The following is a 23,422-nucleotide window of genomic DNA, read 5'->3' on the forward strand; positions in this document are numbered from 1 at the left end:
CTTTACTGCGGCTTGTAATCGGGCAGCGACTTGCCGCCCACCAATGCGCCCGCGCCTTCGCTTTCGAGCTTTTCGGTGATCGAACGCAGCGCCCGGCTGGTGGCGCGCAGGTCTTCGAGGGTGGCCTCGGCATTGGGCAGCGTGCTGGTGCGCAGCTGGCGCGCGGCAGGCCGCGTATCCTCCAGCGTCGCCGACAGCGAAGCGAGCGCGGCATTGGCCGATTTCATCGTCTCGCGCAGTTCGCGGGCCAGCGGTTCGCCCTCGCGGCTCATCAGCCCGTCGGTGGTCTGCGCCAGCTTCTCATAGGCGTCGAGCGTCTGGTTGAATTCCGTCATGGTGGTGCGGAATTCCTTGAGATTGGCGGTCAGTTCCGGCGTCGCATCGGCCAGCCCGCCGGTCAGGCGGTTGGTGTTCTTGAGGATGCCGGCCAGTTCCTCCTGATTTTCCGGGCCGAGGATGGTGTTGAGCTGTTCGGTCAGCGTCGCCAGCCGTTCCAGCAGCAGCGGCGCGTTGGCGACGATCTCGCCAAAGCCGCCGCGTCCGGGCGGGATCACCGGGCGGCCTTCGGGGCAGGCCGTGGTCTCGCAGGTGATCGGCGGATTGTCCTTGCGCGCGCCATCGAGCAGGATGGTCGAGACACCGGTGAAACTGGCCTGGATGGTGGCCTGCGTGCCGACCAGAATCGGCACCTCCTCCTTCACCTTGATCCGCACGCGCACGAATTCGGGGTTGCCCTTGGCCAGCGCGATTTCGGTCACCTGCCCCACCGGCACGCCCGCAAAGCTGACCTGCGAGCCATTGGCCAGCCCGTCGACCGACTGGTTGTAGAAGATGTCGAATTCGTCCTGCGCGCCCTGCCCCAGCCGCGCGATCCACACGATGAAGGCCGCCAGCGCCGCCAGCAGCACCAGCGTCACCGCACCGACCCACAGATGATTGGCTCTGGTTTCCATGTGCGTGTTCCTATGCGGCCCGGCGAGCGGGCTTGTCCAACATTCTCTGCCTCATGGCGCGCCTCGCAAGTGGCTGGCATGGGCAGCACGGCCGCGCGGGCCGTTGAAATATTCCTCGATCCACGGATGCCCGGTGGCGATCAGTTCGGGGATGGTGCCGACCGCGATGATGCGCTTGTCCGCGATCACCGCCACGCGGTCGCAGATTTCGTAGAGCGTATCGAGATCGTGGGTGATCAGGAACACGGTCAACCCCAGCGTTTCCTTCAATTCGCGGGTCAGCCGGTCGAAATTGGCCGCGCCGATCGGGTCGAGGCCCGCGGTCGGCTCGTCAAGGAACAGAAGTTCGGGATCGAGCGCCAGTGCGCGGGCAAGGCCGGCGCGCTTCTTCATCCCGCCCGACAGTTCGGACGGATATTTGCCCACCGCGCTTTCGGGCAGGCCGGTCAGGATCACCTTGTAGCGCGCAATCTGGGCGCGCAGTTCGGCGCTGAGATCGGGGTAGTATTTGCGGATCGGCACCTCGACATTCTCGCCCACGGTCAGGGTCGAAAACAGCGCGCCGCCTTGAAACAGCACGCCCCAGCGCCGCCGCACGCCGATGCCGCGATCCAGATCGACCCCGGTGATGGTGCGCCCCAGCACGTCGATCCGGCCTTCGCTGGGCCGTTGCAGCCCGATGATCGATCGCATCAGCACCGATTTGCCGCTGCCCGATCCCCCCACCACGCCAAGAATCTCGCCCCGCCGCACGGTGAGATCGAGCCCGTCGTGGACCGTGAAACTCCCGAAGCGGTTGACGAGGCCCTCGACCACGATCGGCGGGGTATCGTCATGCGTGTGCCGGCCCATTCCCATGCCTCAGCCCCAGCCCACTTCGGTGAAGAACACCGCGAAAAACGCATCGAGCACGATCACCGCAAAGATCGCGGAGACCACCGCCATGGTGGTGCGGCGCCCGACTTCCTCGGAATTGCCGCGCACCTGAAGCCCGTTGTAACAGCCCGCCAGCGCCACGATCAGGCCGAACACCGGCGCCTTGATCAGGCCGACCCACAGGTCATGGTCGGGCACCACTTCCTGAATGCGCGACAGGAAGGTCCAGAACGGGATGTTCAGCGTCAGATCGCCGACCACCGCCCCGCCGATGATCGCCACGACCGAAGAATAGAAGCCCAGCAGCACCATCATGAAGGTCGCCGCCAGAATGCGCGGGATCACCAGCGCTTCGATCGGGGAAATGCCGATGGTGCGCATCGCGTCGATTTCCTCGGTCAGCTTCATCGTGCCCAATTGCGCGGCAAAGGCGCTGCCGGAACGGCCTGCGACCATGATCGCGGTCATCAGCACGCCCAGTTCGCGCAGGGTGATGCGGCCGACGAGATTCACCGTCAGCGCCTCGGCCCCGAACTGTTCGAGCTGCACCGAGCCTTGCTGCGCGATGACGATGCCGATCAGGAAGCTCATCAACCCGATGATCGGCAGCGCGGTCACGCCGACCAGTTCCATCTGGTGCACCAGCGCCTTGATCGGGAAGCGGGTGGGATGGCGCAGCAGGCTGGCCACGCCGATCAGGATCTGGCCGAAAAAGCCGACCACGCCATAGGCGCCGCTGCGGGCGGCATAGACTTTCTCGCCCACCGAAATCGGCGCGCGTTCCCACACCGGCGGGCGCGGCGGGCCGATGTCGCCGCTGGCGTCGATATCGCGCACGGCAGCCAGCAGGCGCTCGGCCGCTTCGCCCGCGCCGGTGATCTGCGCGCCATGTTCGGCAGCGATGCGGCACACCACCCAGGCGCCGACGGTGTCGATATCCTCGACCCCCGCCAGATCGATCGCCGCGATGGTGCCGGCCAGGCGTTTCAGATCGCGTTCAAGCGGCGCCATCTGCGCCAGCACCAGCTGGCCCGACAGCAACAGCCGCGTGCCATTGGCGCCGGTCTCGTCCAGACTGAAGTGCGCGGCGTCATGCATCGCGGCCAGCTATGGGCAGATTTTCCCGGCCTCGCAAGGCTTGGCGGCCATGCCGGGCGCGCAGATCATTGCACCGCAGCATGGTTGCTGGCATGGCGCGCGCCATGACGAGCGAAACTCTGCCCACCACATTCGACCCCGCCGAAATCGAGGCGCGCTGGTATTCCCATTGGGAGACGAACGGCTGCTTCCGGCCCGATCGCCCCGACGCGGAAGCCTTCACCATCGTCAACCCGCCGCCGAATGTGACGGGGTCCTTGCACATCGGCCACGCGCTCGACAACACCTTGCAGGATGTGGTGATCCGCTATGAACGGCTGCGCGGCAAGGATGCGCTGTGGGTGGTCGGCACCGATCACGCAGGCATCGCGACGCAGATGGTGGTCGAACGCCAGATGGAAGCTCAGGCGGACAAGCGCACCAATTACAGCCGCGAGGATTTCGTCGCCAAGGTGTGGGAGTGGAAGGCCGAAAGCGGCGGCACCATCACCCACCAGCTGCGCCGCCTGGGCTGCTCGATGGACTGGAGCCGCGAACAGTTCACCATGGACCCGCACTTCACCCGCGCAGTGATCAAGACCTTCGTCGATCTCTACAACGACGGGCTGATCTACCGCGACAAGCGGCTGGTGAACTGGGACCCGAAGCTGAAGACCGCGATTTCCGATCTCGAAGTCGAGACGCAGACCATCGCGGGCAGCTTCTGGCACCTCAAATACCCGCTGGCAGACGGGGTGACCCTGCCCGACGGGCGCGACTATCTCGAAGTCGCCACCACCCGCCCCGAAACCATGCTGGCCGACATGGCCGTGGCGGTGAACCCGGCGGACGAACGCTATGCCAGCGTCGTCGGCAAGCACGTGATCCTGCCGATCACCGGTCGCCGCATCCCCGTGATCGCCGATGAACACGCCGATCCCGAACTGGGGTCGGGCTGCGTGAAGATCACGCCGGGGCATGACTTCAACGACTTCGAAGTGGGCAAGCGCGCCGGGATCGCCGCCGCCGATATGCTCAACATGCTCGATGCCGAAGCCAACGTCTGCCAGACCGCCGACGGGCTGGTGCCGGAGGAATTCCTCGGCCTGCACCGCTTCAGGCGTGACGGCGTGGACGGCGCGCGCGAGCTGGTGGTGGCGCGGATGAAGGCGCTTGGCCTCCTGATCCCCCACGTGACCAAGGACAAGGAAGGGAACGAAGTCCTCCACGACGCCGAACCCCGCCAGATCGCCACGCCCTTCGGCGACCGCGGCGGCGTGGTGATCGAACCGTGGCTGACCGACCAGTGGTATGTGAACGCCGCGGAACTGGCGAAGAAGCCGATCGAGGCGGTGCGCTCGGGCGAAATCCAGATCGTGCCCAAGACGTGGGAGAAGACCTTCTTCAACTGGATGGAAAACATCCAGCCGTGGTGCGTCTCGCGCCAGCTGTGGTGGGGGCACCGGATTCCGGCGTGGTTTGGGCCGCTAAAGATAGGCGAGAAAGAAACGGCTGAATATCCGAATCGCTCGGATGGTATGAAGGTATTCGTCGCAGAGTCAGACGAGGCCGCACTTGAACAGGCTCGACTGTACTACGGCGACGGCTTCAACGTTCTCATATCACACAATCCGCCGTTCAAAGTAGCACAAGCCGCTGGTGACATCGGCTTCCACTCGCAAACACTCGGTGACGAACAAGCGACCGTACTGCTTACGCAGGACGAGGACGTGCTCGACACATGGTTCTCATCCGCCCTCTGGCCCTTCGCCACGCTCGGCTGGCCGGAAGAGCAACCTCCGTTCGTGTCGAGCGAAGTCGAGACACCCCGCACCGGCCTCTCAACTTCGCTCGAGGCGAACGGGAATGGGGACTTGTTGCAAAAACACTTCCCCAACTCGCTCCTCATCTCCGGCTTCGACATCCTGTTCTTCTGGGATGCGCGGATGATGATGATGGGTTTCTACAACATGGGCCAGAAGCCCTGGGACACGCTCTACCTCCACGGCCTCGTGCGCGCGGCTGACGGCGCGAAGATGTCGAAGTCCAAGGGCAATGTGGTCGATCCGCTCGGCCTGATCGACCAGTACGGGGCCGACGCGCTGCGTTTCTTCATGGCGGCGATGGAAAGCCAGGGCCGCGACATCAAGATGGATCAGGCCCGCGTCGAGGGATACCGCAACTTCGCCACCAAGCTGTGGAACGCGGCGCGCTTCTGCCAATCCAATGGCATCGGCGCGTCTGGCACGATCAAGGCCCCGCCCGCCCGCCTCGCCGCCAACCAGTGGATCATCGGCGAGGTGCAGGCCTGCGTCTCCGAGATCGAAAAAGCCATGGCTGACCTGCGCTTCGACGCGGCGGCCAATGCGATCTACCAGTTCACGTGGTCGAAGTTCTGCGACTGGTATCTGGAGCTGGTGAAGCCCGTCCTTTCCCCCCTCCCGCTTGCGGGAGGGGCCGGGGGTGGGCCTGATGACGCGCCCACCCCTAACCCCTCCCGCGAGCGGGAGGGGGACTGGAGCCCTCAATCCGAAACCCGTGCGGTGGCCGGCTGGGCGCTCGACCAGATTCTCGTCATGCTCCACCCCTTCATGCCCTTCATCACCGAAGAGCTGTGGCACAAGCTGGGCGAGCGTCCCTACGAGCTGATCGTGGCGCAGTGGCCCGCGCCGGAAGCGGAAGTCAGCAAGGAGGCGACCGACGCGATCGACTGGGTGATCGAGCTGACCACCAACACCCGCAGCGCCAAGAACGAACTCGGCATCGCGCCCGGCGCGAAGCTGGCGGCGTGGCTGGCGAACCCCTCGGATGTGGCGGCGCGCACCATCGAACGCTCCAGCGCCGCGATCGAACGGCTCGCCCGCCTCACCCCCGTGCATCTGGGCGAAGCGCCCGCAGGCCCCGCGATGCAGGTGATCGCAGGCGGCGATGTGTTCGTCATCCCGCTTGAAGGGATCGTCGATATCGCGGCGGAGAAAGCCCGGCTGGAAAAGGCGCTGGCAGCCTCGCAGAAGGAAGCCAAGAGCCTCGAAGGGCGGCTCTCAAACCCCGCCTTTGCCGAGAAAGCCAAGCCGGAAGCGGTCGAAAAGGCCCGCGCCGATCTTGCCCACCATCAGGGCGAGGTGGAGCGGCTGACGGCGGCGCTGGCGCGGCTGGGCTAGACTCATCCGGATAAAACCCCCGCGCCCCTTGCCGGGCGCGGGTCCATCGGGAATCCCATGATCCATGGCGATTCTCTCCGACAAATGGATCCGCGCACAGGCGCTCGAACACGGCATGATCGAACCCTTTGTCGAGGCGCAGCGCCGCGACGGGGTGATTTCCTACGGCCTGTCGTCCTACGGCTATGACGCCCGCGTCGCGCCGGAGTTCAAGATCTTCACCAATGTCGATTCCTCGGTGGTCGATCCCAAGCAGTTCGACCCCAAGAGCTTCGTCGACCGCGAAACCGATGTCTGCATCATCCCGCCCAATTCCTTCGCGCTCGCCCGCACGGTCGAATATTTCCGCGTGCCGGAAGATGTGCTGGTGATCTGCCTCGGCAAGAGCACCTATGCGCGCTGCGGGATCATCGTGAACGTCACCCCGCTGGAGCCGGGCTGGGAGGGCCATGTGACGCTGGAATTCAGCAACACCACGCCGCTGCCCGCGAAAATCTACGCCAATGAAGGCGCGTGCCAGTTCCTGTTCCTCAAGGGCAACGAACGCTGCGAGACGAGCTACAAGGACCGCGCCGGCAAATACATGGGCCAGCGCGGGGTGACGCTGCCGCGGCTTTAGGGCCGCGCCTCTGGACTTGCGCCCCTCCCTCGCGCATCACCGCGCGCAAAGGAGAGCAAGCATGAGCACCCGCGAATTCGACATCATCGTCTATGGCGCCACCGGCTACACCGGGCGGCTGGTGGCGGAATATCTCGCCCACCATTACGCCGGCCGCGAGGACGGGCCGAAATGGGCAATGGCCGGCCGCAGCCTCGCCAAGCTGGAGGAAGTGCGCGACGCAATCGGTGCGCCCGCCTCCACGCCGCTGGTGGTCGCCAATGCCGATGACGATGCCGATCTCGAAGCCATGTGCCAGCGCACGCGCGTGGTACTGACCACGGTCGGGCCCTACCAGCTCTATGGCGACAAGCTGGTTGCCGCCTGCGTCAAGACCGGCACCGATTATGCCGACCTGTGCGGAGAGCCGGCATGGATGGCCGAGAAGATCGCCGAACATCAGGCCGCCGCCGAAGCCAGCGGCGCGCGCATCTGCTTTTCCAGCGGGTTCGATTCGATCCCCTTCGATCTCGGCGTCATGATGACGCAGAAGGCCTGTGTCGAGCGGTTCGGCAAGCCCGCCCCGCGCATCCGTGGCCGCGTGCGGGCGATGCAGGGGACGTTCTCGGGCGGCACCGCGGCGAGCCTTGGCGCGACGATGAAGGCGGCAGCCAAAAGCCCCTCGCTCATCAACGTGCTGCGCAATCCCTTCGCGCTGACCCCCGGTTTCGAAGGGCCGGACCAGCCCTCGGGCATGATCCCGTCCTATGAGGACGATCTCGGCAAATGGTCCGCGCCCTTCGTGATGGCGCCGATCAACACCAAGAACGTGCACCGCACCAACTTTCTGCTCGGCCACCCCTACGGCACCGATTTCCAGTATGACGAGATGGTGCTGACCAGCCCCGGCGATGCGGGCAAGGCGGCGGCGCAGGCGGCGCTGGAATTCATGAAGAACCCCTTTGGTGCCAAGCCCCCCAAGCCGGGCGAAGGGCCGAGCAAGGAAGAGCGCGAGAACGGCTTTTACGATGTCGTCTTCGTCGCCGACATGCCGGATGGCCAGCGCCTGCAATACGGCGTCAAGGGCCGCTATGATCCGGGCTATGGCTCGACCAGCCGGATGCTTTCGGAAACCGGCATTGCCCTGCTCGCCTGCGACCGTCCGGGCGGGATCGGCACGCCGGGCAGCTTCCTCGGCGAAGATCTCGTCAAGCGGCTGGAGGAACACGCCGAACTGACCTTCGCTGTCGAGGATTGATGCAAAAAGGGCAGCCGGCGCGAACCGGCTGCCCTTCTGTGCGACCCTGACGCGGGCGGCGCCTGAGGAGCATTTTGCCAGCGCGCCAAGATGCTGGCGCATCACGCGCTGGAAATGCTCAGGCGCCGCACGGGCTTGACCAGAGGGCAATGCCCTCTGGTATCAGAAACTCAGACGCACGCTCGCGCGGAAGTTGCGGCCCATCAGGGGCACAAAATCCTTGGTGAAGCTGGCATGGCGGCGGCCCACCACATCGAAGATGTTGTCCGCCGCGATCTGCACCGTCACGTTCTGGTTATCCGCCAGCGGACGCCATGCCACCAGCGCATTGACCAGCGTGAAGCTGTCGGTCGGGGTTTCGAAGGCCGTGACGCGGTCCTGCTTGTCGAACCACTGCACTTCGCCGCGCACATCGAAAGCGCCGGTCTGGGCCTCCAGCGCGCCGAGCAAGCTCAGCGGCGGGATGCGCGGCACGGCGGTGCCATTGCCCAGTTCGGCCTCGACATAGGAGGCGCGCAGATCGGTCAGCAGGCGGAAGCCTTCGCTGTCGATCACCGGATAGCTCAGCTCCGCCTCGATCCCCCAGAAATCGGCATCCTGCTGGAGGTATTCGAACACCGGCAGTTCGTCTTCTTCCTCGCCGGTTTCGTCGAGGTAGATGTAGTTGTCGAACCACTGGCGATAGGCGGTCAGGTTGAAGGTGCCTGCCCCGATGCTGCCGCGCGCATAGGCTTCAAGCCCCCAGGCGCGTTCGGTGCGCAGGTTGGCATCGCCGATCTCGAAGGCCTGCGTGGCGATGTGCGGACCATCGGAGAACAGCTCTTCGGCCGAGGGTGCACGTTCGGCGCGCGAACCATTGATGCCGAAACGCACGCCTTCGATGCCTTCATAGACAAGGCCGAGCGCGCCCGAGAAGGTGTCGAAATCACGCTCGATCCCCAGCGTCTGGGCTTCGACATTGGTGAATTCGGCACGGGCGGCGGCTTCGATCTGGATCGGGCCGGTGCCCAGTTCCTGAAGGGTGAAGACCGCCAGCTGTTCGGTCAGGTTCGGCGGGACATAAGCTTCCGCCCCCACGGCGAAGAAATCGCGGTGGTTGTACTGGATGCCGGTCGAACCGCGCAGCATCCCGCTCGACTTCTGAACCAGTTCGGCGCGGGCTTCGACGCTGGTGCTGTCGAACACCGTGCCGACTTCGGCGCCTTCGAATTCGGTGTGGGTGTAATCGGAATAGCCGACCCGCAGCTTCAGCCGTTCGAACGCGCCTTCGCCGAGGTAGATGTCACCCTTGAAATCGGCGCGGAACTGCTGGAGGCCGATGGTGACGAGCTCTTCGCCTTCCTCCTCGCCGCCGTCTTCTTCCTCGCCTTCCTCGCCGTGGTGGTGGCCCGCACCGGGCCGGGTCGGGACGCCATAACTGGTGTCATACCAGCCGAGCGAGGCGCCAAAGGTGCTTTCGCCGAGGATCAGGCCGAGGCCGGCGTTGATCGTCCAGCTTTCCATCGCCGAATTGGGCACGGTGCCGCGCTGGCCGGCGGCTTCGCGCAGTTCTTCGGCCTCTTCCAGCTCGCCCTCTTCCTCTTCCTCGGCAGCGTCGGCCAGCAGATCGGCGCGCAGCGCGGGCGCGACCTGAAAGCCGCCGATGCGCATGTCATCGCTCTTGCGCCACGATCCGTCGAGATGGAACACGAGGTTCGAACCCACGCCCACATCAAGGCTCGCCGCGCCGGTGCGCAGGTCGGCGGCACTGTCCACCCCGGCGAAGGCATCGAGGTGGACGCCGTGATCGGGCATCCGGGTGGGAATGCGCTTGTCGATCACGTTGACCGCGCCGCCGATCGCCTGACTGCCGTAGAGCAGCACCGCAGGCCCGCGCAGCACTTCGATCCGTTCGACCGTGATCGGCTCGATCGAGGTGGCGTGATCGACCGAGGTGTTGGAAACGTCCGCCGTGCCGACCCCGTCAACCAGCACGCGCACGCGCTCGCCCTGCTGGCCGCGCAGCACCGGGCGCGAGGAACCGGGGGCAAAGCTGGTGGCGGAAACGCCCGGCAGCTTGGTCAGCAGGTCGCCGATCTGGCCGGTCACGGCATCACGCTGGATGTCGCGCACTTCGAGCACGCTGGTGCCGGCCAGCACGTCCAGCTCCTTCAGGCCCGATGCGCTGACGATGATGTTGCCCTGCGAATCGGCCTGCCGGTTGTGGAGATCGTCTTCGACCGTGGCATCGCTCGCGGCCCTGTCCTGCGCCGCGGCGGGCACGGCCATCAGGCCCGCGCCGATCACGGCAGCGAGCGCAAGGCGGGAGGTGGCAAGGAGAGGCTTGCTGTTGATCATGGGGCTTCCCGTTGGTTGTATGAGATAACGTATCGCGCATTTAGCGCCCGATGCAGCAATTGCAAGCCGCAAGGCACGTGCTGGCTGAGGAAACGGCAGGACCACGCGCAGGTTCCCCGGGGCGCGGCCTTGCGGCCACACCGTGCACATCGACTGCGATGGAGGAAAACTGGAGCGGGCGAAGGGATTCGAACCCTCGACCCCAACCTTGGCAAGGTTGTGCTCTACCCCTGAGCTACGCCCGCTCACTGGCGTTGACAGAAACCCGCTTTGCCGCGGTATCTGCCGGAGAGGCGGCGCGATTAGCAGCGCTTCTTGCACCCTGCAAGCGCAAAATTTGACCCCGTGGGGCTTGATCGCACCGGCGCAAGGCTCCAGCACGAATTGCACGCTTCACATCCGCAACATCCGTCCCACATTGGGGCCAGCAACACAGCAGGAGCAGATACCTTGGCCAGCATGGGACTGAGCATCGACGAACAGAAAGCGGTCGAGCGATTCCGCAAGACGGTGGTCGAACCGTCGCAGACCAGCCTCGTGATTCTCGATTTCTGGGCCGAATGGTGCGGGCCGTGCAAGGCGCTGACCCCGGTGCTGGAAAAGGTCGCCGCCGATTATGCCGACAAGGGCGTGGTGCTGGCCAAGATCAACGTGGACGAGGAACAGTTCATCGCCGCGCAGTTCCAGGTGCGCTCGATCCCGACGGTCTATGCCATGTTCCAGGGCCAGCCGGTCGCCGATCTGACCAATGCCCGCAGCGAATCGCAACTGAAGGCGATGCTCGACCAGTTGCTGGCGCAATTGCCGGTGCAGGCGGGCGGCGGCGCCCCCGCCGGTGCGCCGCAGGGCCCCTCGCTCGAAGAGCTGGCCCAGTTCGTCAAGCTGGCCGAAGACGCGCTGGCCGCAGGCGATCCGCAGCGCGCCACCGGCATCTTTGCCCAGATCACCGAATTCGCGCCAGACAATGCCCCCGCCCACGCCGGGCTGGTGCGCGCTCTGGTGCAACTGGGCGAGATCGAGGAAGCGAAACAGGTGATGCAGGTGATCGACAGCGATCCGCGCCTTGCCACCGATCCCGCCATCGCGCCGGCCCGCAGCGCGCTGGAGCTGGCGGGCACCCGCGTAGATGACAGCGAGCTGGCCACCCTGCGCGCCGCCGCCGCTGCCGCGCCCGCCGACATGGCCGCACAGTTCGCCTTTGCCGAAGCCGCCTTTGCCGCAGGTGCGCGTGACGAGGCCGCCGATACCCTGCTCGCCATGATCACCGCGGACCGCGAATGGAACGAGGGCGCGGCGCGGGCCAAGCTGCTCAAGATCTTCGAGGCGACCGGGCTGGAGGACGAATGGGTGGTCGGCGTCCGCCGCCGCCTTTCGCGCGTATTGTTCGGATGACGAAACGCCTGTCGATCTTCCCGCTGACCGGCGCGGTGCTGTTTCCCGGAATGCAGCTGCCGCTCCACATCTTCGAGCCGCGCTACCGGGCGCTGGTGGGCGATGCGCTGATCCGCGACCGCCAGATCGCGATGATCCAGCCGCAGCGGCCGATGGAAGGCGCCACGCTCTACAAGGTCGGCTGCATCGGCAAGATCGGCGAGGTGCAGGCGCTGGATGACGGGCGCTACAACCTCATCCTCGAAGGCACGGCGCGGTTCCGGATGGTGCGCGAGCTGGAGGTCACCACCCCGTTCCGCCAGATCGAGGCCGAAGTCTATGAAGAGGACGCGGACGAGACCATCACCCACGCCCAGCGCGGCGGGTTCGAGCGCGAGGCCCGCGATTTCGCCGACCGGCAGGGCTACAGCGTCGACTGGGATTCGGTGGCGCGGCTCGACGATCGCTCGCTGATCAACGGCGTGTCGCAGATCGCGCCCTTCGATCCGGCGAGCAAGCAGGCGCTGCTGGAGGCCGAGACGCTGTCCGACCGCTGCGAATTGCTGGTGCAGCTGATGCAGTTCTTCGGCCGCACCGACGGCACCGAGGAAATCACCACCCTGCAATAGAGCGGTTTCCGCCTGCCTGCCAATCATGGCATAGGCTGCCCATGCCTGCCTGCACCGGGAATTGCCGATGAACCTTGCGCTTGCCACCGACGATACCGGCGGGCCGGAAATCTTTGCCTCGTTGCAGGGCGAAGGGCCTTCTGCCGGAATGCCGGTCGCCTTTGTGCGCCTGTCGCGCTGCAACCTTGCCTGCGTGTGGTGCGACACGGCCTACACCTGGCGGTTCACCGGCGACAACCGGCCCCACCGCGATGGCATCGCCTTTGATCGCAAGGCCAATCAGGTCACGCTTTCGCCGCAGGAAACCGCCGCCCGCATCGCCGCACTGGGCCAGAGCCGCCTTGTGATCACCGGCGGCGAGCCGCTGCTTCAGGCAGGCGCGCTGGCCGAGATGCTCGGCCACCTGCCCGACATGACGGTGGAGATCGAAACCAACGGCACCGCCCAACCGCCGGCGCGGCTGGATGTGCGGGTGGACCAGTATAATGTCAGCCCCAAGCTGTCGCACAGCGGCAATCCGGCAGAGCTGGCCCTGATCCCCGAACGGCTGGAGGCATGGGCGGCAGACCCCCGCGCCTTTTTCAAATTCGTGATCGCCGCGCCGGATGACGTCGCCGAGGTGCTGGACTTGCAGCGCCGTTACCGGATCAGGCCGGAGCGGGTGTTCCTGATGGCCGAAGGGACGGACAGCGCCACTCAGCGCGAGCGGCAGGCGTGGTTATCGCAGCTATGTCTGGAGCACGGTTTCCGGATGAGCGACCGGCTGCATATTCATCTTTACGGGGATACGCGGGGCACGTGACGGTCCCACCCCTAACCCCTCCCGCAGGCGGGAGGGGGACTGGGTCGCGCTGATACTCCCCTCCCGCCTGCGGGAGGGGCTGGGGGTGGGAATTCCTACCCCTGGCTTCTCCAGCGCATCACCACGCGTTCGACCAGCTCGTCCTCGCCGCCGTCGGTGCTCCACAGTTCGGCGAAGCTCGGGTCTTCGGACGCCGGGCGCTTGTGTTCTTCCAGCGGATCGAAGGTCACGCGGATCGGGATCGCCACGCCTTCGCCGCAGATGATGCATTCGCGGTTGCGCAGCGCCGGGATCGAATCGAGGAAGCCGCGCGCGCCTTCGGGCATGGCAGCCTTCACGAAGGCCTGGTCGCGGTCGTTGTTGAGGCGCATCGAGATGATCGTGCCGCACTGCGACAGCACGCCTTCGGCAAGGTCTGACGGGCGCTGGGTGATAAGGCCAAGGCTGATGCCGTATTTACGGCCTTCCTTGGCGATACGGGACAGAATCTTGCCGACCGACGATCCATCGGCGTTCTTCTCGCTCGGAACGTAGCGGTGGGCTTCCTCGCACACCAGCAGCACTGGCCGGGTCTTCTCCTCGCGGCCCCAGATCGCGAAATCGAACACGAGGCGGCTCAGCACCGCCACCACGGTCGAGGTGATGTCCGACGGCACGCCCGACACGTCGATGATCGAGATCGGCTTGCCATTGCCCGGCATCCGGAAAATCTTGCTGATGAAATCGGCCATGGTGTCGCCCACCAGCATGCCGGAGAACATGAACTGGTAACGCGGATCGGCCTTGATCTCGTCGAGCTTGGCCTTGATCCGCATATAGGGCGCGGACGAGGTCGCCTTGTCGAGCTTGCCCATCTCGTCCTGCAGGATGTTGCCGAAATCGGACAGCAGATAGGGGATCGGGCTGTCCACCGTGATCTTGCCCATGGTCTGTGCCAGCCGGTTTTTCTGGCGCGCGCCCAGCAGGCACTTGGCGAGAATATCGGCATCGACCTGGCGTTCGTTGCCGCTGCTCGACAACAGGACTTCGCAATGCTCCTCGAAGTTCATCAGCCAGTAAGGCATCTGCAGGTTCGACACGTCGAGGATCTGCCCGGTCTGGCGGAAGGCGGCGGAATATTCGCCGTGCGGGTCGATCATCACGATGTGACCCTTGGGCGCGGCCTCGCAGATGCGGTGCAGGATCAGCGCGGCGCTGGTCGATTTGCCGGTGCCGGTCGATCCCAGCAGCGCGAAGTGCTTGCCCAGCATCGCGTCGATATAAAGGCCGGCGCGGATATCCTTGGTGGGGAACACCTTGCCGATGGTGATGCTGGCACGGCCATCGCTGGCGTAGATCTGTTCCAGATCGCGGGTGGTGGCGGGATAGATCATCGCGCCGGGGATGGGATAGCGCGTTACCCCGCGCTTGAACCCGTGGATGCGGCCGGTCAGCTTTTCCTCGCCCCCTTCGCCGAGGAAGTCGATATGGGCGATGATCCCGCCCTCGGTGCGGCGGTCCTTGCGCTGGTCGCGCACGTTGGCGAGCAGCCAGGCATCGCCGACGCGGATCTTGATCTGGCTGCCGACCTGCCCTGCCATCTGCACCGAAGGATCGCTGTCGGCCATGCATTCGTTGATGCGTTGCAGATCGAGCGCGATCTGCGAGCCGGAGCCGGAGATTTCCAGCACCACGCCGATCGGCAGGCGGGCATTATCGTGGGTGCCGCTCGCCACGGCGGCAGCAAATTCCGCCTCGCCAGCCGGATTGGGGCCGGTGAAACGTTCGAAATCCTGCCTCGGTTGATCGGTCATCTGCGCCTTTCCCTGCGCCGGAGTTGGTCGGCGACAGGGATAGGGCAGGCAAGGTTAAGAACGGGTCAACGCTGGCCCGTCAGCCACGCCCTAGGGCCGCGCGAACAGGCGTCCGGCGATCCACCCCATGCCGAGCGAAAGCGCAATCGCGCCAAGCCCGTAGAGGAACGACCAGCGCTGCGCGGCGGTGACCACCTGCCCTTCCAGCCCGGCCTTCACCACTTCGATCCGCGCCGTCGCGCTCGCCAGTACCCGTCCGCGCGCGATTGCGAAGGTTTCGGCGGTGTAGCGTCCGGTGGTGACGTTGGACGGCAGGTTGATGCGCGCCTGATAAAGCACCTTCTCGCTGATCCGCACCCCGCCGGGGTTTTCCTGATAAAGCCCCTGCCGCTGGCGCAATTCGACCAACCCTTGCGCGAACCGGGCCTGTTCCTCCGGCTCGATCTGGCCTGACGGGCTGAGCTGGATGAACTGCGTCCCCAGCTCGTAGATCGCGGCGGTGCGTTCATCGACGATTTCGGACACGGGGCGCGAGGATGCGACCGCAAAAAACGAGGGCGCGGAGCGGAAATCGCTCGATCCGGCATTGGCCCAGATGCCCGCGATCCGTTCCTTCTCGCGGATGCGCACCGCTTCGGCCGGGCCTTTGAGCACCACGACGATATCGTAATCGCTGCTGCGCCCGGCACCTGCGGGATCGATCACCGCGCCGTAAAGCAGCAGCCGCGCGCCGGTGAAGCCCTGCCGCACCTCGATCCGCGACTGGCTGACCGCGGGCACCAGCACCGGCTCGCGCTGGGCCAGCGCGGGCGTGCCGGTCAGCACCAGCCAGCCGCACAGCGCCAGCGCCAGCGCAATCCGCTTGCCGCCCCTCACCGGCAGGAACTCACAGCGGCACCACCGTGTAGATCTCGTCGGGCTGCACGCCGAGGCCGTAGAGCATCCGCAAGGCGATCACGAGCACCAGCGCCGCCAGCGCAAGGCGCAGATATTCGGGCTTGGCCTTCAGCGCGATCTGCGTGCCGAACTGCGCGCCGAGCACCGATCCCAGCAGCAGCAGCGCCGCCAGCACCAGATCGACCGCCTTGGTCGTCAGCGCGTGGGTCATGGTGGTGACCATCGTCACGAACAGGATCTGGAACAGCGAGGTGCCGACCACGACATTGCCGCTCATCCCCAGAATATACAGCATCGCGGGCACCAGCAGGAACCCGCCGCCGACCCCCATCAGCATGGTGAGGATGCCCACCGCCATGCCCAGCAGCGCCGGCGCGAGCGGCGAGATGTAGAGGCCCGAGGCGTAGAACCGCCAGCGATAGGGCAGGCTGGCGACCAGCGGGTGGTGGCGCCGCTTGCGCACCGGCGCGGCGGCGCGGCCCAGCAGGCCGGGCTTCAGCGCACTCACCGCCTCGCGCATCATCAGCGTGCCGATCGAGCCGAGCATCAGCACGTAGAGGATGCTGATCACCACATCGATCTGCCCCAGCGATTGCAGCACGCGGAACAGCAGCGCCCCGAACAGCGCGCCGACGATGCCGCCGCCCACCATCACCGCGCCCATGCGGTAATCCACCCCCTTGCGGCGCGAATGGGCGAGCACGCCCGACACGCTGGCGCCGGTCACCTGCGTCGCGGCAGAGGCCGCCGCAACCGTGGGCGGAATGCCGTAGAAGATCAGCAGCGGCGTCGTCAGAAACCCGCCACCGACGCCGAACAGGCCGGAAAGAATGCCCGTCAACCCGCCCAGCAGCACGATGTAGAGGCCGTTGACCGAAAGATTCGCGATGGGCAGGTAGACGTCCATGCGCAAGGGTTAGACCAGCGCGGCAGGCGATGAAAGCCGCGGGATTGCGGTTATTCGGGATTATGGCTGGAGTCTTTGGGCCACCTTCGGTGGCGCAGACGTCCCTGCTCTTTGGCCGCCCCGCCTCCCCACCCGGCCACCAATGATACCATCAGGCTGTGGTGGCCGGGTGGGGAGGCGGGGCGGGTGGTCTGCGTCGTGCGCCAGCACGACCACAAACCTAGAATCTCGCCGAGACCGTCGCTGCCAGCCCCGAACCCGGCCCTGCCTCGCCGCCCACGCGTTCGCGCCAGTCGAGCGAGAGGCGGGCGGGCACCTCGCCCACGGTCAGATCCAGCCGCATGGTCGGGCCGACATCGATCCGCTGCGCATCCTGCTGCGCCCCGCCCCATGCGCCTGCCCCCAGCCGCAGCCGCACGGCATCGTCGGTCAGCGCGGCAACCTTTGGCCATTCGCGGGTCAGGCTCGCCTGCCCGTCGGCAAAGGGGGTGGCAGCCGCGCCGCCGACCCAGCCCGCCTGCCCGTAAGCCTCCAGCTGCGTTTCGTAGGGCAGCGCCAGCGGCGGAATTTCGGTGACGGCATAGGCAGCCGGACGCAGCTGCGTGCCAAAGCCGCTGTCGGCCACGCGCACCTCGCCCGCCAGTCGCAGCGGCACCCTGCCGAGGGGGCGGGCCGAGGCTCCCAGCGCCAGCTCGCTCTCCCCGCGCTGCACCAGCGCGCGATAGGCGCGGGCATAGAGGCGCGGATCGTGGGCAGCATCGGGGGCGAGGCGGTATTGCAGCAAGGCGCCCGCCTGGCTCGCGCCATAGACCGGCACCCGCCCCTGGCTGACTGGCGCAGCGCCCGATCCCTGCCGCCAGAACGCCCAGACATCCGCCGACCAGCGCCCGCCCGCCCCGCGCCGCGAAGGCTCTGCGGCGGCGAGGAAGGGCGCGCTGTCATCGCGGATCGCACCGCCAATGCCGAAATCCGCCAGCGCCGCGCCGCCATCACGCCGAGCAGGCTGGCGCAGGGCCGCAAGCCACAGGAAACCGTGCGCGGCAGCAAGCTGCGGGCGTGTGCCTGCGGGCAGGCGTTCGCGGGCCATTGCGGCAAGCGGCGCTGCGCCCGTCGTCGCGGGCAAGGCCAGAGCCTCTGCCGGACCGGGCAGCGCCGCCGCCAGCAGCCCGTCCGGATCAGGCGGCGGCGCAGCGGCGAAGGTCTCCTCCAGCGCCGCACCCACCGCGGCAAAGGGGTTCTCCCACCAATAGGCCCGCCCCGCCGTCCACGCGGTGAGCAGCAGGGCCAGCATCAGCAGCGGCCCGCCGCGCCGGGTGCGCGCCGCCTGCATCATGCCGCCGCCGCCCCGGCGAGGGCGAGCTGCGCAGGATGCATGTCGTGTTCGGTCTTGTCCCACGCCGCCACCCGCCCGCCGAGCGTGCGGACATAGGCGAACAGGGCGCGGCGACCGGCGATGATGGCGATGACATTGGCCAGCGGCAGGCGCAGCACCGCCCACACCCCTTCGGCCCAGCCATATTCGCGCACAGTGAAGGCGAACCGCATCGCCACCCGCCATGCGAAAGCGATGGCATTGGCGACCAGCACCGCGTGCAGCAGCGGGGAAAGCGGCACCGGCACGGCAAGGCCGGAGGCGAGCGCGATCCCCATCATCCCGGTCAGCACCACCAGCGCATAGCCCGCCAGCAGCACCAGCGCAGTCAACGGCCCGCGCCGGTCGCGCAGCCGCATCCAGCATTCGGCGAGCCCGCCAGACCAGCCCACGCGGTCCCACCCCAGCAACGCAATGCCCAGCACCCAGCGGCTTTTCTGGCGCAGCACATTGTCGAGCCGGTGGGGGAAGAAGGCGCGGGTGGCAATCAGACGGCCATCCTCGCCCCGTGCGCGGACAAAGCGGCACCGCCCGCCGCTTGCGGCAATGGCAAGGCCAAGCTCGTAATCCTCGGTCAGCGAATCCGCGGCAAAGGGCAGGCGATCGGCCCGCTGCGCCGCCAGCCGCGCGAGCGCCTGCCGCGATGCCGCGCAGCCCACGCCCGCGCCCGGCAGCCCTGCGCCCAGCGCATCGCGCACCACCAGCGCCTTGCCATGCGCCTCGGCGAACTCCTCGCAGTAATGGCTGCCGACGTGCCGCGCCCACCAGCCGCGATGCCGCACCGGCAGCGGCTCGACCGGCAGCTGTGCGAAATCGGCACCGCCCGCGATCGCCTCGTCCAGCAGGCCGAGCGCCCCCGCGTCGACCAGATCCTCGGCATCGTGGAAGATCACGCTGGCGAAGGCATGGGCGCTGCGCGCCTCGTCCACCATCAGCGCGCGGTAAAGGCGGTTGAGGCAATCGGCCTTGGTGCTCGGCCCGTCGCGGTCATGGATCACCAGCCTCAGGCGCGGATCGCCCCGCGCCGCGGCCATCGCGGCGGTGAGGGTCGCGGGATCGTTGCGATAGCAGCCGACATAAAGGCGCAAGGCCGGCTGCGGCCAGCTTTCAAGCAGGTGGCGGATGGTCTGGCCGATCACCGCAGCTTCGTGCCAGGCCGGGATCAGCACCGCCGCCGGCCCGTGCAGGCTGCGGGTTTGCAGGGCACGGCGGGAGCGGCGTGCCGTGACGGCCTTGCGCCGCGCCTTCAGCCACAGCCACACGCCATCAAGCGCGATGTCATCCAGCGCGCCGATCAGGAAGAACACCCCGGCGAACAGCAATATTTCGTGCTGTAGCAAGGCGAGCCATTGCCACAGATCCAGTTCCCCGATGGACAAGGCGACCCCCTTACCCGATGAAGTCGCCAGCCTATAACGCAATTGCGCTGCGCGCAACTGCCTGTGTTATTTTAATAGTTTAGGGCTGATTAATTGCGGCTCGCCACAATGCTTGCGCGATTACCAGCTGCCGACATTGGGCATACTCGCCCACGGCTCTGCCGGTTCGAGATAGCCTTCCTGCAACAGTTCTACCGAGATGCCATCGGGCGATTTGACAAAGGCCATGTGCCCGTCACGCGGGGGGCGGTGGATGATGTGCCCGGCATCGGCGAGGCGCTGGCACGTCTCGTAGATATTCTCGACGCGGTAGGCGAGATGCCCGAAATTGCGCCCGCCGGTGTATTCCTCGGCGGGGCTGCCGTCTGCGGGTGGCCAGTTATAGGTCAGCTCGACCTCGGCCACACCCGCCTGCCCCGGCGCGGCGAGGAAAATCAGCGTGAAGCGCCCCGCCTCGACATCGAAACGGCGCACTTCCTCCAGCCCGATCAGCTTGAAGAAATCGACCGTCGCATCCGGATCGGTGACGCGGATCATGCTGTGAAGATACTTTACCATCATTCTACCCTTTGAATTGGCAACTTTTCGGTCGCGCAGCGACCGCAAGGCCGACCGGCCGCCCGCAGCGACGCGGCCGTCAGGCCGTGTGAGCGAGGATTTCGCATCGCGGAGGCGATGCGGCAAACAAGGACTCTTTCCGTTCAAAATCCATTCATCGTAGCTAATGCACAACTCGTCGCACCAACTCGAACAGGGGGGACAATGCGATGCGTGACGACGAAGTGCAACCGGTGACTGCGACGAACGGTGTCCTGAGCGAGCCTGCCACCATCCGCTGGTTCGGCACAGCCGCGATCGCTGCGATCGGGATGATGGCGGGCGGATACCTGCTGGGCAACGGGTTGCTGCGCGCCAAGGATGCCGAACGCGCCGTCACCGTGCGCGGGCTCGCCGAGCGCGATGTCACGGCCGATCTTGCCACCTGGACGATCAGCTACTCCGCCACCGACACCAATCTGGCCGCCGCGCAGGACAAGGTGCGCCGCGACACGCAGGCGATCGAGGGCTTTTTCAAGGAGCTGGGCTTCCCCGCCGATGCGCTCCAGCCGACCGGGGCCAATGTCTCCAGCTACACCAACGAAGGCATCACCACCTTCACCGTGCGCCAGCGCCTCGCCCTGCGCACCACCGACATCGCCCGCGCCCAGAAGGCGGTCGCCCGCCAGTTCGATCTGGTCGGACGCGGGGTGTTTCTGGAGGAGGGATCGGGCATGGCCTACACCTTCACCAAACTGAACGACATCAAGCCCGAAATGGTCGCCGAAGCCACCAAGGACGCCCGCGCCGCCGCGCAGCAGTTTGCCGAGGATTCGGATTCCGGCGTCGGCAAGATCAGGGATGCCACGCAGGGCTATTTCGAGATCGAGGCGCGCGATGGCGAGGCGGGCGGCTGGGGATCGGCGGACAGCCCCTACAAGAAGGTGCGCGTGGTCACCACGGTCAGCTTTTCGCTCGATTGACGACCGTTTGGCGACAATTTCGCACCGTCCGGCGCGCCCGGCGGAGGGTTTGTTGCCGATCGCCGTTGCCGGACGTATGGGGGCGCTCCCCAAAAAGGGAACAGGGGCGAGAGACATCGCCCCAGCCCGCCACCCCTCTTCCGGGTCGCCAATAGGAAAAACGGCTTCGTCATGTTTCAGAAGTTGCGCGACTTTTTCAGACCCCCCGCCCCGCCGAAGCTTCCGGCGGTGCCCGCGGGCACGCGCTATTACGCAATCGGCGATATTCACGGACGGCTTGACCTCTACGAGGCGCTGATCGCCGAGATCGAGCGCGAGATCGCCGCCGAACCCGCGCTCGAACACCGCATCGTCCTGCTCGGCGATCTGGTTGATCGCGGGCCGGACAGCGCGGGCGTGATCGAACGCACCCGCCTGTGGCAGCAACAGCGCAATGTCCGCGTGCTGGCCGGCAATCACGAGGAAATGTTTCTCACCGCCTTCGAAAAGCCCGAGGCGCTGCGCCATTTCGTCAAGCATGGCGGGCGCGAGACGATCATGAGCTACGGCCTTTCGAAAAAGAGCTTCGCCACGCTCGAACTGGAAGACCTGTTCGAACAATTGCCCAAGCTGGTGCCACAGTGGGTGCGCGATTATGTCGCCGGGTTCGAGGCGATGATCATCGCGGGCGATTATGCCTTCGTCCACGCGGGCATCGATCCGCAGCGCCCGCTGGCCGAACAGAAGCGCAGCGATCTGATGTGGATCCGCGACCGCTTTCTCAACCACGATGGCCCGCTGGAAAAGGTGGTGGTGCACGGCCACACGATTTTCGAGCGGGTGATGGATTGCGGCAACCGGATCGGCATTGATACTGGCGCGTTCCGCTCCGGTGTGCTTACAGCGCTGGTGCTTGAAGGCGACCAACGGCGGATTCTGCAAGCCTGCATCAGCGATGGCGGGCCGGTGGAAATCTTCCACGGCGAGCGGCCACGCTAACCGCAGCGGTCTGCCACGCGGGCGCAGGAACGAAATTTCGCGTAAAGGCAGGGTTTGCATGAAGATTGCGATGGTGGGTTCGGGCTATGTCGGGCTCGTATCGGGGGCCTGCTTTGCCGATTTCGGCCACGATGTGGTGTGCATCGACAAGGATCAGGGCAAGATCGACCGCCTGCACGCAGGGGTCATGCCGATCTATGAGCCCGGCCTTGATGCGCTGGTCGAAAGCAATGTGAAGGCCGGCCGCCTCAGCTTCACCACCGACCTTGGCGAAGGCATTGCGGGGGCCGATGCGATCTTCATCGCGGTCGGCACCCCCAGCCGCCGGGGCGATGGCCATGCCGATCTCACCTTCGTCTACGAGGTTGCACGCGAGGTGGGCGAAAAGCTCTCCGGCCCTGCGGTGGTCGTCACCAAGTCGACCGTCCCCGTCGGCACGGGTGACGAGGTGGAACGGATCATCCGCGAGACCGGCACGGGCCACAAATTCTCGGTCGTCTCCAACCCCGAATTCCTGCGCGAAGGCGCGGCAATCGGCGATTTCAAGCGGCCCGACCGGATCGTGATCGGCGCCGAGGACGATTTCGGCCGCGAGGTGATGCGCGAGGTCTATCGCCCGCTGTTCCTCAATGAATCGCCGATCCTGTTCACCTCGCGCCGCACCAGCGAGCTGATCAAATACGCCGCCAACGCCTTCCTCGCGACCAAGATCACCTTCATCAACGAGATGGCCGATCTGTGCGAGAAGGTCGGCGCGAATGTGCAGGACGTGTCCCGCGGGATCGGGATGGACGGGCGCATCGGATCGAAGTTCCTGCACGCTGGCCCCGGCTACGGCGGCAGCTGCTTCCCCAAGGATACGCTCGCGCTGCTCAAGACCGCCGAGGATTACGACAGCCCGACGCGGATCGTGGAGGCGGTGGTCAAGGTCAACGACAGTCGCAAGCGGGCGATGGGCCGCAAGGTCGTCGATGCGCTCGGCGGCATGGAAGCGGCGCGCGGGAAGAAGGCGGCACTGCTCGGCCTGACCTTCAAGCCCAACACCGACGACATGCGCGACAGCCCGGCAATCGCCGTGGCGCAGACGCTGATGGACGCGGGCGTTTTCGTGGCGGCCTATGACCCCGAAGGCATGGAGCAGGCCCGCCCGCTGCTGCCGGAGGTCACCATGTGCGACAATGCCTATGCCGCGATCGAAGGTGCGGATGTGGTGGTGATCGTGACCGAATGGGACGCCTTCCGCGCGCTCGATCTTCGCCGCGTGAAGGAACTCGCCAAGGCGCCGGTGATGGTGGACCTGCGCAATGTCTACAAGCCCGAGGACATGCGCGCTGCGGGCTTCACCTATGTGAGCGTCGGGCGGGCGTAGTTTGTTTTCCGCATCGCCTCCGCGATGCGAAATCCTCGCTCACACGCCCTGCGGGCGCGTCGCTGCGGGCGGCCGATCGGCCTTGCGGCCCGTCCGTTGGCAGGCCTTTTGGGACTGGCCCCAGCCTCCCCCCGCCCCCGGGGGG

Annotated in this window: 19 protein-coding genes and 1 tRNA gene; 9 read left to right on the plus strand and 11 right to left on the minus strand. The window is 66.2% G+C overall.

Annotated features, from left to right (window positions below):
• Nucleotides 1–2: 2 nt before the first annotated feature.
• From ACU0AG_RS07450 to ACU0AG_RS07460, 3 genes are read right to left on the minus strand one after another with little or no spacing between them, the layout of a single operon-like run.
• Nucleotides 3–953 carry an MlaD family protein gene (locus tag ACU0AG_RS07450; protein ID WP_482781625.1) on the minus strand — a complete coding sequence of 317 codons (951 nt, stop codon included), beginning with the start codon at nucleotides 951–953 and terminating at the stop codon, nucleotides 3–5.
• Nucleotides 954–1,004: 51 nt separating this feature from the next.
• A complete protein-coding gene (locus ACU0AG_RS07455) occupies nucleotides 1,005–1,805 on the minus strand; it encodes an ABC transporter ATP-binding protein (RefSeq protein WP_482781626.1) in 801 nt (266 codons plus the stop codon).
• Nucleotides 1,806–1,814: 9 nt separating this feature from the next.
• Nucleotides 1,815–2,927, minus strand: coding sequence for an ABC transporter permease (locus ACU0AG_RS07460; protein ID WP_482781627.1), 1,113 nt, complete (start codon nucleotides 2,925–2,927; stop codon nucleotides 1,815–1,817).
• A 104-nt stretch (nucleotides 2,928–3,031) separates the two neighbouring features.
• Between ACU0AG_RS07460 and ACU0AG_RS07465 the strand changes: the two genes are divergently transcribed.
• The 3 genes from ACU0AG_RS07465 (at nucleotide 3,032) to ACU0AG_RS07475 (ending at nucleotide 7,923) form a co-directional block, all read left to right on the plus strand.
• A complete protein-coding gene (locus tag ACU0AG_RS07465; RefSeq protein WP_482781628.1) occupies nucleotides 3,032–6,067 on the plus strand; it encodes a valine--tRNA ligase in 3,036 nt (1,011 codons plus the stop codon).
• A gap of 64 nt (nucleotides 6,068–6,131) precedes the next feature.
• Nucleotides 6,132–6,686, plus strand: coding sequence for a dCTP deaminase (gene dcd, locus ACU0AG_RS07470; protein ID WP_067407156.1), 555 nt, complete (start codon nucleotides 6,132–6,134; stop codon nucleotides 6,684–6,686).
• A gap of 61 nt (nucleotides 6,687–6,747) precedes the next feature.
• Nucleotides 6,748–7,923, plus strand: coding sequence for a saccharopine dehydrogenase family protein (locus ACU0AG_RS07475; protein ID WP_482781629.1), 1,176 nt, complete (start codon nucleotides 6,748–6,750; stop codon nucleotides 7,921–7,923).
• 162 nt (nucleotides 7,924–8,085) lie between these two features.
• Here the strand turns inward: ACU0AG_RS07475 and ACU0AG_RS07480 are convergent, their stop codons facing one another.
• Both ACU0AG_RS07480 and ACU0AG_RS07485 read right to left on the minus strand, forming a co-directional pair.
• Nucleotides 8,086–10,260 carry a TonB-dependent receptor gene (locus ACU0AG_RS07480; RefSeq protein WP_482781630.1) on the minus strand — a complete coding sequence of 725 codons (2,175 nt, stop codon included), beginning with the start codon at nucleotides 10,258–10,260 and terminating at the stop codon, nucleotides 8,086–8,088.
• Between the two features lie 170 nt (nucleotides 10,261–10,430).
• Nucleotides 10,431–10,505 (minus strand) — tRNA-Gly (locus ACU0AG_RS07485).
• Between the two features lie 214 nt (nucleotides 10,506–10,719).
• On the opposite strand from ACU0AG_RS07485, the gene ACU0AG_RS07490 reads away from it, so the two are divergent.
• The 3 genes from ACU0AG_RS07490 (at nucleotide 10,720) to ACU0AG_RS07500 (ending at nucleotide 13,062) form a co-directional block, all read left to right on the plus strand.
• Nucleotides 10,720–11,652, plus strand: coding sequence for a tetratricopeptide repeat protein (locus tag ACU0AG_RS07490; RefSeq protein ID WP_482781650.1), 933 nt, complete (start codon nucleotides 10,720–10,722; stop codon nucleotides 11,650–11,652).
• A complete protein-coding gene (locus ACU0AG_RS07495; RefSeq protein ID WP_482781631.1) occupies nucleotides 11,649–12,260 on the plus strand; it encodes an LON peptidase substrate-binding domain-containing protein in 612 nt (203 codons plus the stop codon). Before ACU0AG_RS07490 ends, ACU0AG_RS07495 begins: the two co-directional genes overlap by 4 nt.
• Before the next feature lie 67 nt (nucleotides 12,261–12,327).
• Nucleotides 12,328–13,062 (plus strand): 7-carboxy-7-deazaguanine synthase QueE, encoded by a 735-nt coding sequence (locus ACU0AG_RS07500; protein WP_482781632.1) that lies wholly within the window; start codon nucleotides 12,328–12,330, stop codon nucleotides 13,060–13,062.
• A gap of 95 nt (nucleotides 13,063–13,157) precedes the next feature.
• Here ACU0AG_RS07500 and ACU0AG_RS07505 read toward each other — a convergent pair whose 3' ends face one another.
• The 6 genes from ACU0AG_RS07505 to ACU0AG_RS07530 form a co-directional block, all read right to left on the minus strand.
• Nucleotides 13,158–14,855 (minus strand): ATP-binding protein, encoded by a 1,698-nt coding sequence (locus ACU0AG_RS07505; protein ID WP_482781633.1) that lies wholly within the window; start codon nucleotides 14,853–14,855, stop codon nucleotides 13,158–13,160.
• Between the two features lie 90 nt (nucleotides 14,856–14,945).
• The gene (locus ACU0AG_RS07510; RefSeq protein ID WP_482781634.1) at nucleotides 14,946–15,731 is read right to left on the minus strand and encodes a TIGR02186 family protein; all 786 of its coding nucleotides are present in this window, start codon (nucleotides 15,729–15,731) and stop codon (nucleotides 14,946–14,948) included.
• A gap of 10 nt (nucleotides 15,732–15,741) precedes the next feature.
• Nucleotides 15,742–16,659, minus strand: a complete 918-nt coding sequence (locus tag ACU0AG_RS07515; RefSeq protein ID WP_482781635.1) for a sulfite exporter TauE/SafE family protein — start codon at nucleotides 16,657–16,659, stop codon at nucleotides 15,742–15,744.
• A gap of 220 nt (nucleotides 16,660–16,879) precedes the next feature.
• Nucleotides 16,880–17,992 carry a hypothetical protein gene (locus ACU0AG_RS07520; protein WP_482781636.1) on the minus strand — a complete coding sequence of 371 codons (1,113 nt, stop codon included), beginning with the start codon at nucleotides 17,990–17,992 and terminating at the stop codon, nucleotides 16,880–16,882.
• The gene (locus ACU0AG_RS07525) at nucleotides 17,989–19,410 is read right to left on the minus strand and encodes a glycosyl transferase family protein (protein WP_482781637.1); all 1,422 of its coding nucleotides are present in this window, start codon (nucleotides 19,408–19,410) and stop codon (nucleotides 17,989–17,991) included. Before ACU0AG_RS07525 ends, ACU0AG_RS07520 begins: the two co-directional genes overlap by 4 nt.
• A 120-nt stretch (nucleotides 19,411–19,530) precedes the next feature.
• Complete coding sequence (locus tag ACU0AG_RS07530; RefSeq protein WP_482781651.1) at nucleotides 19,531–19,968, minus strand: VOC family protein; 438 nt, start codon at nucleotides 19,966–19,968, stop codon at nucleotides 19,531–19,533.
• Between the two features lie 311 nt (nucleotides 19,969–20,279).
• On the opposite strand from ACU0AG_RS07530, the gene ACU0AG_RS07535 reads away from it, so the two are divergent.
• The 3 genes from ACU0AG_RS07535 to ACU0AG_RS07545 all read left to right on the plus strand — a co-directional run bounded on the left by ACU0AG_RS07535 (nucleotide 20,280) and on the right by ACU0AG_RS07545 (nucleotide 23,277).
• Nucleotides 20,280–20,930 (plus strand): SIMPL domain-containing protein, encoded by a 651-nt coding sequence (locus ACU0AG_RS07535; RefSeq protein WP_482781652.1) that lies wholly within the window; start codon nucleotides 20,280–20,282, stop codon nucleotides 20,928–20,930.
• A gap of 228 nt (nucleotides 20,931–21,158) precedes the next feature.
• Nucleotides 21,159–21,908 carry a metallophosphoesterase family protein gene (locus tag ACU0AG_RS07540; protein WP_482781638.1) on the plus strand — a complete coding sequence of 250 codons (750 nt, stop codon included), beginning with the start codon at nucleotides 21,159–21,161 and terminating at the stop codon, nucleotides 21,906–21,908.
• Between the two features lie 58 nt (nucleotides 21,909–21,966).
• Nucleotides 21,967–23,277: a UDP-glucose dehydrogenase family protein gene (locus ACU0AG_RS07545; RefSeq protein ID WP_482781639.1), complete on the plus strand. Its 1,311-nt coding sequence runs from the start codon at nucleotides 21,967–21,969 to the stop codon at nucleotides 23,275–23,277.
• Nucleotides 23,278–23,422: the final 145 nt, after the last annotated feature.

It is taken from the genome of Erythrobacter sp. RANMB8, assembly GCF_056848235.1.